This window comes from Amycolatopsis sp. NPDC005003 (assembly GCF_053600695.1).
This window is the reverse complement of the sequence record NZ_JBSGAI010000010.1, coordinates 200,109-214,801: the sequence shown is the minus strand read 5'-3', so window position 1 is coordinate 214,801 and position 14,693 is coordinate 200,109. Positions and strand designations below refer to the sequence as shown.

The window sequence follows — 14,693 nt, the reverse complement described above, 5'->3', positions numbered from 1 at the left end:
TCGCCGTCTCGCCGGCGGGACGGCGTCCTAGGGGCGGCCGCCGGACGACCTCGCGACGTCCATCACGTAGCGACCATACTGGGATTTCCGCATTCTGCGCCCCAGCTCGTGACACTCGTCGGCGGTGATGAAACCCATGCGCAGCGCGATTTCCTCGAGGCAGGCGACCCGGACACCCTGGCGGTTTTCCAGTACCTGCACGTACTGCCCCGCCTCGAGCAGCGACTGGTGCGTGCCCGCGTCGAGCCAGGTGAAGCCGCGGCCCAGCGTGGCCATCCGCGCCCGCCCGGCGTCCAGGTAGACCCGGTTGACGTCGGTGATCTCCAGTTCGCCGCGGGCCGACGGCCGGATCGTCCGCGCGATTTCGACGACGTCGGAATCGTAGAAGTACAACCCGGTGACCGCGTTGTTCGACCGCGGCCGCGCGGGTTTCTCCTCGATCGAAACGAGGTTCCCGCGCTCGTCGACTTCAGCGATCCCGTAGCGCTCGGGGTCGGAAACGGGATAGCCGAAGAGCGTGCAGCCGTCCAGGTTCTTGCGCGTGTCCCGCAGCAGGCTGCCGAACCCGGCGCCGTGGAAGATGTTGTCGCCCAGCACGAGCGCGCAGTCCTCGCCGCCGACGTGGCCGGCACCGACGAGGAACGCGTCGGCGATGCCCCGCGGCTCCGGCTGCTCGGCGTAGCTCACGTCGAGGCCGAGCTGCGTGCCGTCGCCGAACAGGGCGTGCAGCGACGGCAGGCTGGCCGGGGTCGAGATGATCAGGATGTCCTGGATCCCGGCCAGCATCAGCACCGACAGCGGGTAGTACGCCATCGGTTTGTCGTAAACCGGGAGCAGCTGCTTCGACGTGGCGAGGGTGAGCGGGTGCAGGCGGGTGCCACTGCCGCCTGCCAGCACGATGCCTTTCATCGGCATTCCATTCAGTAGGAGTTTCCGGCGACGGCCTTTTCCAGGTCCGGCACCAGTTCGGCGGGCGAGGGCAGCGCGAGCATCTCGGCGCGCAGCTGCCGGGCACCCCGGGAGAAGGACGGCTCGGCCAGCAGCCTCGTCACCAGGTCTCGCACCTGGTCGCCGGTGGCCCCGGCCATCGGCAACGCGAGCCCGGCACCCCGGTCGGCGATCCGGCGGGCGAACGGCGGTTCGTCGAACCGCTCGGGAACCGACAGCGGCGGGACGCCGTAGTACAGCGTCGTGCAGAGCGTGCCGAACCCGGCGTGGTGGACGGCCGCCGCGCAGCCCGGCAACAGTGCGTGCAGCGGTACCGAGGGCACCACCCTGGTGTTCGGCGGCACCCGGCGGAGGCTTCCTTCTTCGCCCACCGTCGCGACCAGCTCGATGTCGAGGCCGGCGAGCGCGTCGACGACCTCCGGCACGCCGAGCGCGTGTCCCCCGAAGTGCTCGCCCGCGGTCACCCCGAGGGTGAGCGCCACCCGCGGCCGCTCCGGCTCGCGCCGCAGCCACGGCGGCACGACCGCGTGGCCGTTGTAGGGCAGGAAACGCATGCGCAGGTAGTGCAGGCCGGCGGTCATCCGCAGGGTGTCGGGCAGCTGGTCGATGGTGAACTGGCCGACGGCGAGGTCTTCGGTGAACCGGCCGCCGTGCCGGCCGATCCGCGCGTCGAGCCACTCGGCGAGCGGATCGGCGCGCTCGCCGGGTGACCGCGTCTCCAGCAGGTCCAGGTAGCGCTCGCGGGTGACGCCGAAGATGTCCATTCCGGACAGGAGCCGCCCGTGCGCCGCGCCGCACAGCTTCGCCGCGACGGCGCCCGCGTAGCTGTTGGGTTCCCAGACGACCAGGTCCGGCCGCCACCACCCGGCGAACGCCACCAGGTCGTCGACCATGGTGTTGTTGACGAGTTTGTACCAGGTGCGCACGAGGTTGTCGTACATGGTGTTGAGGTGCGCCCACCCGAGCTGCTCCGGCGCCTGCTCGGCCAGGTCGAAGGGCAGGATCCGGGTGCCGCGAACGGCTTCGTGGGTTTCCGGGTCGAGCTCGGCGAACCGCTTGCCGAGAAACCGGTTCACGCTGCGCCACAACCGGTGGTCCCGGCCGGCCGGAACGGCGGTCAACCCGGCGCCGGCGATGACGGAGGCCAGCTCGGGCTGGCTGGCGACGCGAACCTCGTGCCCGGCCGAACGCAGGGCCCAGGCCAGCGGAACCATCGGGTAGAAATGCGACCTCGCCGCATAGGTGACAAAAAGAACCCGCATGGATTTCCTCTCACGGATATACCCGTCGGAAAGGTCCCACCTGGAAGACCGGTTCTTTATATCCCGGCTTCGCGCGCCGTTTCAAGGAAGTGGTTGCCCGCTTCGGAAAACGGCGGTGTTCGTGTCTCGCCGGCGAGACACGAACGCCGCTTTCGCCCACCGCGGACCGGAACCGCGGGCCGGCGAGGCGGCCAGGCAAAGCCGCGGCCGCCGTTGTCCCGGCGGCTGTCATGGGGTATGGGGACGGGGGAATCCGACGCGGAGAGGCAGCTCTCCGGCTACGCCGGCACCGCACTACTGGCCATTCTGGCGATCTTCGGCGCACTGTTGCCGGCGGGCGGCATCCGCGAAGTCGTCCGCCAGAACGGGGCGGCGGGAGTGTTTTCCGCCCAGGTGCCGACGCGGAAGGCATCGGTGTACGAGCCCCGACCGGCGCGCGGTACGTCATCGTGTTCGGCGCCCTGCTGGTGCTGATCGGCGCGCCCGGAGCGAGCTACCGGATCGTCCGGGCCCGGCGGCGGAAACCGGGGCCGCGAGGCGGCGCGGCTACTGCCTCGCGAGCGCCCACGGCATGAGCTTTTCGGCGAGCGCCCGGCTGAACGGGCGGACCAGTGCCTGCAGTTCGGCGCAGGCGGATTCGCCGATGTGCGCGTAAGGGGTCACGCTGTTCTCGTCGGTCGCCCGCTCGATTTCCGCCCGGCGGGCCGCACCCTCGGGCGTGAACACCGGCTCGGCGTCGCCGGTGAGCCAGTCGCGCTCGCGCAGGCCTGCGACGGCCCCATTCCAGTCCTCTTCGGACCACGACCGGGAGGTGCGCAGCGTTTCGGCGGGGACGGCACCGGAGGCGGCGTGGGTGACGAGGGCTTCGATGCCGCTCAGGCCCGCCGTCAGCAGGGCGGCGACGTGGGCGTCGCCGCGGTACTCCCGGAGCAGGGTCTGCGCGTGCCACAGCACCAGATGCGGCTCGGTGGGCCACGGGAGGGCCGCGTGGCCGGCGAACAGGGGGCGGCCGGTGACGTCGTCGGCGACGACCTCGGCGGCGTCCCGCAGGAGAGCGGCGGCCCTGCGCATCTCCGGCGAGCCGATCGCGTCACCCAGGACGCCGCGCAACGCCTGGTCGGCCGCGGCGTACCGCGCGGCCAGCACGGCCGCCGGGTCGGTGGCGGACCAGGCGGTGGTGATCGACTCCCGGACGAGGGCCGGGTTGAAGTTGTAGAAGGTCGCGATCACGACCGGGGCCGGCACCGCGCCCAGCGCCGCCGACCTCGACGCGAAGTAGCCCGCCCGGCCGGTGAGACCGAGTTCCCGGTAGGCGGCCGCGGCTTCCGGGGCGAAGTAGATCATGCCGTGGTAGGGCTCGATGAGTCGCCAGGTCCGGCGCGCCGCTTCGATCACGCGGGCCAACATACCATCCGGTCGGTACGGCGTGCGGAGGAAATGATCACGGCTCGCATGATCAACACCCTGGGTGACCGGCTGCGGGGAACTCCTCACCCGGACAGGAGGTCGACAGGCCGGAACCGCCGGGCCGGATCACCGTCGTCGGTGCCGGCCTCGTCCGGACGGCGGAACTCCCGGACGGCGTGGTAGCCGACGGCGATGAGCATGGCGAGCTCGAGCGCGGCGAGAACGCGGAAGTCGACCGGACCGACGGCGCGTTCGCCGCCCGGGGATTCGAAGATCCCCGGAATCGCGCTGAGGAGCGAAACGAACTGCACGCCGATCGGCACGTACCACAGGCGCCGGGGGAAGTAGAAGGCCAGGACGACCGTGAGGAGGTCGGCGAGGTAGAAGTACCGCTCGTGCATGGAAGGCAGCACGTACGGCACCAGGATGACGAACACGGTGCCGATCAGCACGATCCGTGGGCCCGTCGGTTCGACCCTCGCGAGCAGGAGCAGCAGGCAGACCGTCAGCACGAGCAGGGCGGTGACCAGGACCCCGGCGTTGTGCATGACGCCGGTGTCCCGGACGCCGCGGAAGAACTGCCAGACCGACGGCGCGTTGAGCGTCATCTCGGGGTAGAGGCCGGACTGACGCGGGTAGATGGTCAGCAACCGGATCGGGTCGGCCCCGAGCAGGATCGCCGGGAGGTCGAGGGCCAGGTAGACCGCGGGAATGGCCAGCAGGGCGCGCCAGGGCACCTGACCGAGCAGGACCACCGCCAGCAGCAGCGGCAGGATGAAGATCGCCTGCAGCTTGAAGGACACCGCGAACCCGATGAAGGTGCACGCCCACCACGGCTGCCGCCGGAGGAGGTGGTAGACGCCGCCGAGCGTGAACGAGGCGTAGATCGAATCGCACTGCGCCCACATGGCACCGTTGAGCACCACGGTCGGCAGCAGGAAAACCACCAGCGCGGCGACCGCGGGCGTCCAGCGGGAACGGTACTTCAAGGCGACGATCCGGTAGGTGAAAGACGCGGCCACGACGTCGAACAACACCGACAGCGCCTTGACCCCGCCCTGGAGTGGCAACGGGAGGTAGGTCAGCACCGCCAGGAGATAGCGGTAGGGGGCGTTGTAATCACTGAAATCCTCCCGCAACGCGCGGAAACCGCCGTGTTGGACGATGAATTCGTACCAGGGGCGGAGGAAATCGCGGTAATCGGAAGTGTCGTACCGGACCAGCGACCACCGCACGGCGAACGCGAGCAGCACGACAGCCGTGCCGAGACCGATCAGGTACAGCCGCCGCACCCGGTCGCGCACCACCTGCACCGGCCACACCGGTTCCGTTGCCGCACGCTCGGATATTGCCGTCGAACCGGTCATGATCCCCCACCGATTACTTTTGTCACGTCAAATGTTGCGACCCACGCACCGACCCACCGGAGCGAACCACCCGGTATTCACGCGACATCGATCCCCGCAGTCGATCCGCGTTCGGCGCCGAGCCGGCTGCCGACCAGGTGAAACCCCTGCCGGGCCGGATAGCGCAAATGCCGCCTGCCATTGAAGCGCTTTCCGGCGAATCTGCGGGTTTATCGCGGAACCGGCGCACACCCTTACAGCGAAATCATGTGACCTACCTCACAACGACCGAGTGGGCGTGCGCCACCGCGATCACTTCGCCGATCCGGGTTTCCTGGCGTTGAAGCGCGCCTTCTTCTGCCGGTTCCCGCACGTGTTCATGTCGCACCACCGGCGGGTGCGGCTCTGGCTGGTGTCGAAGAAGGCGGCCCGGCAGGTCGGCGAGGCGCACAGGGCCAGCTTCCCGTCCCGTTCGCCGGCGATGATGTCGATGGCGTCGGCGGCGATCACCCCGAGGGCGTCCTCCACGCAGGAAGCCGAGGCGAGCTGCCACCGCCGCTCGCCATCGGGGGTCAGGACGGCCGCGGCCCGCCCCTGGGCGCTGCGGTCGTTGATGACCCGGACCGCGGCCGCGGGCAGCGGGTCCCGCACCGCGGCCGCCGTCGCGACCGCGTGGATCGCTTCCCTCAGCTCCCGGGCGAGGTCGAACTGGGCGGCAGTGCACGAATCCACGGCGAGGCCGCTCACGGCCAGCCAGTCGACCAGCCGCTGCGGCGTCGGAATGCGCTCCACCGCGTCGCCACAGCGCTCCGTCAGCGTCGCCGTGAAGCTCGTCGCCAGCACGGAACCGAGGCGGAAGTCGGGGAACCCAGCACGCATGGAACCACCTTAGCCGGTTGCCCGTCACCGTGGACCGTGTTAGAACCGTCTTAGCCGGTTCCGCGATGGCCGAGGAGGTCTCATGCCCCGATCCACCAGCGAAGTGCACCCGTTCGAAGCCCACGCGACGGACGCCGACCTCGACGAGCTGCGCGCGCGGCTGGCCGCGGCGAGGCTGCCGGAAGCCGAGACCGTCCGCGGCGCCGCACCCGGCCCCCGCCGGTGGGACCAGGGTGTTCCGCTCGCCGACCTGGTCGACGTCGTGGCCTACTGGCGCACCGGCTACGACTGGCGGTCGTTCGAAGACCGCCTCGACCGGATCGGCCAGTTCCGCACGACCATCGACGGCCTGGGCATCCACTTCCTGCACCGCCGATCCGCGCGGGCGGACGCCACTCCCCTGCTCCTGACGCACGGCTGGCCGGGCAGCATCGCCGAGTTCGTCGACGTGGTGGCCGAGCTGGCCGATCCGGCGGACGCCGCCACGCCGGCGTTCCACGTCGTGGTCCCCTCGCTGCCGGGCTTCGGCTACAGCGACAAGCCGGCCACCACCGGGTGGGGCACCGAAAAGATCGCGGCCGCCTGGGTGGAGCTGATGGACCGGCTCGGCTACCCGGAGTTCACCGCCCACGGCGGCGACTGGGGCGGCAACGTCACCACGGTGCTCGCCGGCCGCTTCCCGGACCACGTCCTCGGCATCCACACGACGTTCGCCGAAGGACCGCCCGGGCTGAGCACGGACGGGCTGATGACGGCCGAGCGCCGGTGGGCCGAGGAAACCCGCGGCTTCTGGCAGCACCGTGCGGCGTACGCGAAGCAGCAGGCAACCCGGCCGCAGACCATCGGCTACTCGCTCGTCGACTCACCGGTCGGGCTGCTCGCCTGGATCCTCGACAAGTTCGCCGAGTGGTCGGACACCGGGGACAGCCCGTTCGAGACGATCTCCCGCGACCGCATCCTGGACGACGTCACCCTGTACTGGCTGACCCGGACCGGCGCGTCCGCGGCCCGGATCTACCACGAAAGCCACCAGTCGCTCGACCCCGCCCTCCGGGTCGACGTCCCGGCGGCGATCACCATGTACCCCCGCGACATCGAGAAGTGCCCGCGTCCGTGGGCTCAGGAGCGGTACCGGCGGATCGTCCGGTGGAACGCGCCGGAAGCCGGGGGCCATTTCCCGTCGCTGGAGGTGCCCGGGTACTTCGTCAAGGACCTGCAGGAGGGCCTCGCGGCCGTGCTGACGGCGGGCCGTCACCCCAGCCGCGCGGCCCGCGCCAGCAGGTGACGCCGCTCCGGCTCGCCGAGGGCGCGCCGCGCCGCCTCTCGATAGCCGGCGCGGGCGGCGTCGTGGTCGCCGGCCAGCTCCAGCAGGTGGGCCCGGACCGACAGCAGGTGGTGGGACGCCGACACGCGCTCGTCGGACGACAGGGTGTCCAGCAGGGCCAGCCCGGCCGCCGGCCCGCGGACCTCGGCCAGCGCCACCGCCCGGTTGAGCGTCACCGCCGGGTTGGGGGCCACGTGCTCGAGGACCGTGTAGAGGGCCAGGATCTGCGGCCAGTCCGTGGTGCCGGCCGTCGGTGCCTCGTCGTGGACGGCGGCGATCGCGGCCTGGAGCTGGTACGGGCCGACCGGGCCCTTCGCCAGGGCGCCCGTCACCAGTGCCACGCCCTCGGCGATGGCTTCGGCGTCCCAGCGCGTCCGGTCCTGCTCGCTCAGCGGCACCAGCGACCCGTCCGGTGCGGTCCGGGCCGGGCGGCGGGCGTCGGTCAGCAGCAACAGGGCCAGCAGCCCGGCCACCTCGCCGTCGCCGGGGACCAGCCGGTGGAGCTCGCGGGCCAGCCGGATCGCCTCGGCCGTCAGCTCGGCCCGCACCAGCCGGGTCCCCGACGTGGCCGTGTAGCCCTCGTTGAAGACGAGGTAGACCACCTGGAGCACGACGCCGAGCCGAGCCGCCTGCTCGGCGGGCGGCGGGAGCGCGAAACCGGCTCCGGCCGCCTTGATGCGGTGCTTGGCCCGGCTGATGCGCTGGGCCATGGTCGCCTCGGGCACGAGGAAGGCCCGGGCGATTTCGGCGGTCGTCAGGCCGCCGACGGCCCGCAGCGTCAGCGCGATCTGCGACGAGGGTGTCAGCACCGGGTGGCAGCACAGGAACAGCAGCGTCAACGTGTCGTCACCGGCTTCGGCCTCGCCGCCGGCGGGAGGAGCCCGCAAGGCATCGGCCTCCTCCCGCCGTCGGCGGGCGACGTCGCCGCGCACCTGGTCGGCGAGGCGGCGCGAGGCCACCGTCACCAGCCACGCCCGGGGGTTCTCCGGCCACCCCCGCACCGGCCACTGGGCGACGGCCGCCGCCAGCGCCTCCTGGACGGCGTCCTCGCAGGCGTCGAACCGGCCGTAGCGGCGCACCAGCACGCCGAGCACCTCCGGGACCAGGGGCCGGACGGCCTGCCAGCCGGTCACGGCTGGACGGTCGCCTCGTGCATCAGCGGCCGGACCTCGATGCCCCAGTAGCGCGCCGACGGGGCACGGGCGGCGATCTCCAGTGCCCGGTCCATGCCGTCGCAGTCGATGATCATGAAGCTGCCGAGGAACTCCTTGGCCTCGGCGTACGGACCGTCGGTCACCACCGGCGTCCCGCCGGTGACCCGGACCATCTTCGTGTTCAGCTCGTCGGCGACGCCGTAGGCGCCGATCAGCTCGCCCGACTCGAACAGCTCCTGGTTGAGCGCGTCGGTCTCGCGGATGATCTCCGCCAGGGTCTCCGCGCCCACCGAAGTGAACGATTCCTCGTTGCCGTAGATCAGCAGCATGTACTTCACGGATCGGTCCTCTCTCAGCGCTGCGCCGGTCCGACCAGCTCGCCGCTCGCGCCGCGGTCGTCCAGCACCAGCTTCGCCCGCCCGGTGACGGTGTAGCGGAGGTGGGTGACGCCGGGCGTGTCGACCACCCTGGTCGGGACCAGCTCGATGCCCTCGCCGTCGCCGAGGCCGAGGCCGGGGCCGAACAGGTGCTGGCCGTCGCCGAGCAGCACCGGGACGACGTGCAGGTCGAGCTGGTCGAGCAGCCCGGCGGCCAGCACCTGGCGCAGGATCTCCCCGCCGCCGGCGATCGCCACATCCTTGGCACCGGCGGCGGCCCTGGCCAGCTCGACGGCCCGTTCGGGTCCCTCGGTCACGAAGGTGAACGAGGTGCCGCCCGCGCGTTCGACCACCTCCCGCGGGCGGTGGGTGACGACGAACACCGGAGCCCGGAACGGCGGCTCGTCGCCCCAGGGCACCTCGCCGGCGTCGAACATGCGCCGCCCCATGACGTAGGCCCCGGCCGCGGCGAAGGTCTCCGCGACGATCTCCGAGCTGATCGACGGCTCGCCGCCGGCGAAGCCCTGCCGCTCGCGCCAGGCCATGGCGTCGACGGCCCATCGGGTGACCCGGAAGAACCCGGGTGCTTCCGCGCCCTGCATCCAGTCCGTGTCCCGGGCGGCCCGCGGGCCGGTGTAGCAGCCGTCGAGGGACACCGACAGCTGAGCGGTCACCTTGGTCATCGTTCCTGCTCCACTCGTGGTGGCGGCCCCGTCGGCCGCCGATGCCCCTCAGTCGGAGCCGGCCGTCCATTCTCGACACGCGCCGCGGAGAAAATCCAGCCGGCCGGTCCGGTTGCGATTTCCGGGGTGGTCCCCGGTCCGCACCTCCCCCGGCCGCCGGATTCACCGGGTTCTCCCAGGACTTCCCAGGAACCGGCCAGGCGGGTCCGCCACGCTCGCGGCATGACGATCGAAATCCGGGGCCTGACCAAGCGGTACGGGCCCGACACCGTGGTGGACGACCTGTCGTTCACCGTCGAACCCGGGCAGGTGACCGGCTTCCTCGGTCCCAACGGCGCCGGGAAGTCCACGACCATGAAGATGATCGTGGGCCTGGCCGCGCCGACCCTCGGCTCGGTCACCATCGGCGGGCGCCGCTACCGGGACCTCCCCGTGCCGCTCACCGAGGTGGGCGCGCTGCTCGACGCCGGAGCCGTCCACGGCGGCCGGAAGGCCCACGACCACCTGCTGGCCCTCGCGGCGAGCAACGGTCTCCCCCGCCGCCGGGTCGGCGAGGTGCTCGCCCGGACCGGGCTGGAGGGCGTGGCCGGCAAGCGTGCGGGCGGGTTCTCCCTCGGCATGCGGCAGCGCCTCGGCATCGCGGCGGCGTTGCTCGGCGACCCGGCGGTGCTCATCTTCGACGAACCGGTGAACGGGCTCGATCCCGAGGGGATCCGCTGGATCCGGGGCTTCCTGCGCGCGCTGGCGGCCGAGGGCCGGGCGGTGCTGGTGTCCAGCCACCTGATGAGCGAGATGGCGCAGACCGCCGACCACCTGGTCGTCATCGGCCGGGGGAAGCTCGTCGCCGACACCGCCGTGAGCGAGCTCGTGCGCGGCGAGGGCACCGTGCTCGTCCGCACGCCCGAGCCGGGCTTCGCGCGGCTGCTGGCCACCGCCGGGGCCGCCGTGCGGGCGGGGACCGAGGCCTCGCTCGTCGTGTCCGGCCTGACCAGCGCCGAGATCGGGAAGCTCGCGGCCTACCACGGCGTCGCGCTCGCCGAGCTCACCCCCCAGCAGGTCTCGCTGGAGGACGCCTTCATGGAGCTCACCGAGGACAGCACCGACTACCAAGGGGCCACCGCATGAGCGAGCCGGCGAGCGAATCGTTCAACACTGCGCGGCCGGCCGGCTCAGGCCGCACCGGGCGTCGGCGAGGTGTGCGCACGAGCGTGTCGTTCACCCGCTCCGTCCGCGCGGAGTGGATCAAGTTCCGCAGCCTGCGCTCCACCTGGTACACCCTGGCGTGCCTGTTCGCGGTCGGGCTCGGCATCACCGGCCTCGCCATGAACGCGGCGGCGAAGCAGTACCCGGGCGACGAGCCGTGGGATCCGACCGCCCGCAGCCTGATGTCGTACATCGTCGCGCAGCTCGTCATCGGCGTGCTCGGCATCCTCGTCGTCACCTCCGAGCACGCGACCGGCCTGATCCGGACGTCCCTGGCCGCGACGCCACGGCGGCACCGGCTGCTGGCCGCCAAGGTGGCCGTGGCGGTCGCGGTCGCCGTGGTGGCGGGCCAGGTGCTGATGTTCGCCGCCTTCTTCCTCGGCCAGGCCGTCCTCGGCGCGCACGGCGTGCCGCACGCGCGGCTCGGCGATCCCGGCGTGCTCTCCGCGGTGGCCGGCGGCGGGCTCTACCTCGCGGCGATCGCGCTGCTCGCGGTCGGGCTGGGCACGATCATGCGCGCGACGGCGGGCGCGCTCGCCACCCTGGTCGGGATCGTCTTCCTCGTCCCCGGCTTCGCGGGGCTCCTCCCGTCGTGGCTGCACGGCCTGCTCTTCTACTGGCCGACGCTCGGCGCGGCCGCGGTCTTCAAGACGGTGCCCGATCCGGACTTCCCGCACCCGTGGCTGAACCTGGCCGGGATGTGCGCCGGGGTCGCCGCCGTGCTGGCCGTGGCGTTCGTGGTCTTCCGGCGCCGGGACGTGTGATGCGGGAGGTGGGCCGGGGCCTGGTGGCGGCCGCCGCCGCAGTGCTCGCCATGGTGGTGGTCGCCGCCGCCGGGCTGGCGCTGCTGGGGGCCGGCCGCGTCGGGCACCTCGGCGCGCTGACGGCGGCGGCCGTCGCCTCGGCCGCGGGCGGCTCGGCCGAGGCCGGCGCCCACCCGGCGGGCGGGTTCCCGGTCGCGGTGCGGGGCAGCCTCGACGTGGTGCCCCTGGGGATCTCCCTGGTGGGTGCCGTGGTGCTGGGGTCGCTGCTGCTGCGGCCGCGCGGGGACGGGTTGCTCGTCCGCGGGGCCGTGGCGACGGTGGCACTGCCGGCGGGACTCGCCGTGCTCGCGCTGCTGGCCCGGGGAACCCTGACGATGCCGGACGGCCTCCCGGCGGGCGGTGCCGGAGCTTGCGGGCGAGCCGCCGGTCCCGCGCGCCTGCCCCTGGCCGGCCGGTTCGACGCCGGCTTCTCCGTCCCCGTGGGGCCGACGGTGCTCGGCGCGGTGGCCGGCTCGCTCGCGGTCGTCGGAATCTGCCTGCTCGTGACCCGGTTCCCGGCGGTGGCAACGGGGTTGCGTGCCGCACGGGGGCCGGCCGCCGGGCTGGCCGGGCTGGGCCTGGCCGCGGCCTGGATCTTCGGCGGCACCGCGGCGGCCGGGGGTGTGCTGCTCGCGCTCCCCCAGCTGGTGTGCGCGGTCGTGCTGCTGGGGCTCGGCGTGCCGTGGACGATGGGCTCCTCGGGCGTGTTCTCGTGCGCGCTGCCCGCCGTGCCCCTCTCGCCGGGCGGGCCGCTGCTCGGGCTGTCGGCCGTGGTGCTGCTGGTCTGGAGCGTCACGTTCGCGACCCGGAACCGCCGGCCCGGCGGACCGCTGCGCCGGGCGGCGGGCCTCGCCCGGTGGTTCGCTCCGGCGACCGGTGCCGTGCTCGGAGTGGTGGCGCTGCTGTCGCGGATTTCCCTCGACGTCACCGTCGGCGCGTTCGGCTTGTCGCTGCCCGTCGCCGCCGTGCGGGTGGCGGCGGACCCGCTGCTCGCGTCGGTGGCCGGGCTCGCGGGCGGCGCGGTGGCGGCCTTCGCGGGATCCCTGCTGGCCGACGGGATCTCCGTATCCTCGCGGGTATGGAAGCGATGACGTCCCGGCTGCTGGTGGTGGACGACGAGGACACCGTCCGCGAGCTGCTCTCCGCCGCGCTGCGGTTCGCCGGCTTCCGGGTGACGTCGGCGGCGACCGCGGGGGAAGCCGTCGCCGCGGCCACCGCGGAGCCGCCCGATCTGGTGCTGCTGGACGTCATGCTGCCGGACGCCGACGGCTTCGAGGTGGTCCGGCGGCTGCGCGAGCGGCACCCGGGCCACGGCGCGCCGGTGCCCGTGCTGTTCCTCACCGCGCGGGACCGCCAGTCCGACAAGGTCCGCGGCCTCTCCCTCGGCGCCGACGACTACGTGACGAAGCCGTTCGACCTGGCGGAGCTGATCGCGCGGATCCGCGCGATCCTCCGCCGGACCGGGGGCCCGCCGGCGGGCGTGCTGACGGTGGGCGCGCTCGCGCTCGACCCCGAGGGCCACCAGGTGACCCGCGCGGGGCAGGCGATCCGCTTGTCCGCCACGGAGTTCCGGCTGCTGCACTACCTCATGGAGAACGCCGGGCGCGTGGTGTCGAAGGCCCAGATCCTCGACCGGGTGTGGCGCGAGGACTTCGGCGGCGACGCCGGCATCGTCGACACCTACATCTCCTACCTGCGGCGCAAGGCCGACACCGGCGAACCCAAGCTGATCCACACCGTGCACGGCGTCGGCTACGTGCTGCGGGAGCCCCGCCGGTGAAGCGGCTTTCGCTGCGGGCCCGGCTCCTGCTGCTGACCTCGGGCCTGCTGCTCGCCGGCCTGACCCTCATCGGCACGCTGGTTTCCGGCCGGCTGGAACGGTTCCAGCTCGACCGGCTCGACGGCCAGCTGCGCTCGATGACCGAGCTCATCTCCCTGGCGGCCGGGCCGCCGCCCGCCGCGAACCCGGCCGTGCGGCCCGACCTCGTCGACCCCGCGCTCGAGTTGTTCGGCACCCCCTACGTCGTGTACCTCGACGCGAGCGGCGCGGTGGCGGGCGGCCTGCACTCGTCCCGGGTGGACCGTGCGACGCTGCCGCCGATCGACGCGCTGCGCACAGTCCCGGCCGACGGAACGGCCGTCGACCTGGTGGCCGCCGACTCGTCGCAGCGCTGGCGGGCCGTCGCGCGGCCGGCCGTCCGCTGGGGCGGGACGGTCGTTTCGGCCGCGCCACTCGCCGAAGCCGACGCCACGATCGCCCAGCTGCGGACGAGCAGCCTGGTCACCGGCGCCGCGCTGCTCGTCGTGCTGACCGCGGCCGGCTGGCTCGCCCTCGGCCGGGGCCTGCGGCCGCTGCGCCGGATCGAGCACACGGCCGCCGCGATCGCCGGCGGCGACCTCACCCGGCGCGTCCCGGACCTCGCGTCGCCCGGCACGGAGCTCGGGCACCTGGCGGCGTCGCTCAACACCATGCTCGGCCAGCTGGAGCGGGCTTTCGCCGACCGGGCCGCGTCGGAAGCGCGGATGCGCACGTTCGTCTCCGACGTCAGCCACGAACTGCGCACCCCGCTGTTCGGCATCAAGGGTTCCACCGAGCTCTACCGGATGGGCGCCCTGCCCACACCGTCCGATGTGGACGAAACGATGCACCGCATCGACCGCGAAGCCACCCGCCTCACCGCGCTGACCGAAGACCTGCTGCTGCTCGCCCAGCTCGACGAGGCCCCCGAAGAGCAGCTCGACCGGACCCCGATGGACCTGCGCACCCTGGCCGGCGACGCCCGCCACGACCTGCGGGCCCTCGACCCGGCCCGCGCCGTGTCCCTGACCGGCCCGGGCGGCACCGGCCCACCGGGCCCGGCTCCGGTCGACGCCGACGAGGCCCGGCTGCGGCAGGTCGTCACCAACCTGGTGGGCAACGCCGCCGCCCACACACCTCCGGGCACACACGTGCGGATCGGGGTCGGCACGGTGGCCGGCCGCGCCGTGCTCGAAGTGGCCGACGACGGCCCGGGCATGCCGGCCGAGCAGGCGAGCCGCGTCTTCAACCGCTTCTACCGGGCCGACCGCTCGCGGACGCGCACACCCGGGGCCGACGCCGGCCTGGGACTCGCCATCGCCCGCTCGCTGGCCCGCGCCCACGGCGGCGACGTCGAACTGGAGACCGCGGTCGGGGAAGGCGCCTGCTTCCGGCTCGCGTTGCCGTTGGCGGAGAACGGGTTCGCCGACATCGCGAAAGCCGCTCCACCCGGCTAGGCTCGGAGTTCTCCGGCAGTTACGGTCAAAGCGGCCCCAGGGAGCTACCGAC

At 72.9% G+C, this 14,693-nt stretch carries 14 protein-coding genes; 6 read left to right on the top strand and 8 right to left on the bottom strand.

Features of this window, described 5'->3' with window-relative positions; translation table 11 throughout:
• Nucleotides 1–27: 27 nt before the first annotated feature.
• From rfbA to ACWED2_RS14815, 5 genes are all read right to left on the bottom strand, one after another.
• A complete protein-coding gene (gene rfbA / locus ACWED2_RS14835) occupies nt 28–909 on the bottom strand; it encodes a glucose-1-phosphate thymidylyltransferase RfbA (protein WP_449691002.1) in 882 nt (293 codons plus the stop codon).
• An 11-nt stretch (nt 910–920) separates the two neighbouring features.
• Nucleotides 921–2,210, bottom strand: a complete 1,290-nt coding sequence (locus ACWED2_RS14830; RefSeq protein WP_449691001.1) for an activator-dependent family glycosyltransferase — start codon at nt 2,208–2,210, stop codon at nt 921–923.
• 546 nt (nt 2,211–2,756) lie between these two features.
• On the bottom strand, nt 2,757–3,605 hold the full coding sequence (locus tag ACWED2_RS14825) for an SCO6745 family protein (RefSeq protein WP_449691000.1): 849 nt from the start codon (nt 3,603–3,605) through the stop codon (nt 2,757–2,759).
• 95 nt (nt 3,606–3,700) lie between these two features.
• A complete protein-coding gene (locus ACWED2_RS14820; RefSeq protein ID WP_449690999.1) occupies nt 3,701–4,984 on the bottom strand; it encodes a hypothetical protein in 1,284 nt (427 codons plus the stop codon).
• A 291-nt stretch (nt 4,985–5,275) separates the two neighbouring features.
• The gene (locus ACWED2_RS14815; RefSeq protein ID WP_449690998.1) at nt 5,276–5,842 is read right to left on the bottom strand and encodes a CGNR zinc finger domain-containing protein; all 567 of its coding nucleotides are present in this window, start codon (nt 5,840–5,842) and stop codon (nt 5,276–5,278) included.
• Between the two features lie 82 nt (nt 5,843–5,924).
• Here ACWED2_RS14815 and ACWED2_RS14810 point away from each other — a divergent pair, with 82 nt between their 5' ends.
• The gene (locus ACWED2_RS14810) at nt 5,925–7,127 is read left to right on the top strand and encodes an epoxide hydrolase family protein (protein ID WP_449690997.1); all 1,203 of its coding nucleotides are present in this window, start codon (nt 5,925–5,927) and stop codon (nt 7,125–7,127) included.
• Here the strand turns inward: ACWED2_RS14810 and ACWED2_RS14805 are convergent.
• The 3 genes from ACWED2_RS14805 to ACWED2_RS14795 are packed head-to-tail and all read right to left on the bottom strand — an operon-like array spanning nt 7,094 to nt 9,380.
• Complete coding sequence (locus ACWED2_RS14805) at nt 7,094–8,299, bottom strand: RNA polymerase sigma factor (RefSeq protein ID WP_449690996.1); 1,206 nt, start codon at nt 8,297–8,299, stop codon at nt 7,094–7,096. The genes ACWED2_RS14810 and ACWED2_RS14805 overlap by 34 nt on opposite strands.
• A complete protein-coding gene (locus tag ACWED2_RS14800; protein WP_449691021.1) occupies nt 8,296–8,649 on the bottom strand; it encodes a YciI family protein in 354 nt (117 codons plus the stop codon). Before ACWED2_RS14800 ends, ACWED2_RS14805 begins: the two co-directional genes overlap by 4 nt.
• A gap of 23 nt (nt 8,650–8,672) precedes the next feature.
• Nucleotides 8,673–9,380 carry a dihydrofolate reductase family protein gene (locus tag ACWED2_RS14795; RefSeq protein WP_449690995.1) on the bottom strand — a complete coding sequence of 236 codons (708 nt, stop codon included), beginning with the start codon at nt 9,378–9,380 and terminating at the stop codon, nt 8,673–8,675.
• A 222-nt stretch (nt 9,381–9,602) separates the two neighbouring features.
• Between ACWED2_RS14795 and ACWED2_RS14790 the strand changes: the two genes are divergently transcribed.
• From ACWED2_RS14790 to ACWED2_RS14770, 5 genes are all read left to right on the top strand, one after another.
• Entirely contained in the window at nt 9,603–10,505 is a 903-nt protein-coding gene (locus tag ACWED2_RS14790; protein ID WP_449690994.1) for an ABC transporter ATP-binding protein, read from the top strand.
• 83 nt (nt 10,506–10,588) lie between these two features.
• On the top strand, nt 10,589–11,347 hold the full coding sequence (locus ACWED2_RS14785) for an ABC transporter permease (protein WP_449690993.1): 759 nt from the start codon (nt 10,589–10,591) through the stop codon (nt 11,345–11,347).
• Nucleotides 11,347–12,477, top strand: coding sequence for a streptophobe family protein (locus ACWED2_RS14780; protein WP_449690992.1), 1,131 nt, complete (start codon nt 11,347–11,349; stop codon nt 12,475–12,477). The genes ACWED2_RS14785 and ACWED2_RS14780 overlap by 1 nt, the downstream gene beginning before the upstream one ends.
• Entirely contained in the window at nt 12,474–13,166 is a 693-nt protein-coding gene (locus ACWED2_RS14775) for a response regulator transcription factor (RefSeq protein ID WP_449691020.1), read from the top strand. The genes ACWED2_RS14780 and ACWED2_RS14775 overlap by 4 nt, the downstream gene beginning before the upstream one ends.
• Complete coding sequence (locus ACWED2_RS14770) at nt 13,163–14,641, top strand: ATP-binding protein (RefSeq protein ID WP_449690991.1); 1,479 nt, start codon at nt 13,163–13,165, stop codon at nt 14,639–14,641. Before ACWED2_RS14775 ends, ACWED2_RS14770 begins: the two co-directional genes overlap by 4 nt.
• Nucleotides 14,642–14,693 lie beyond the last annotated feature (52 nt).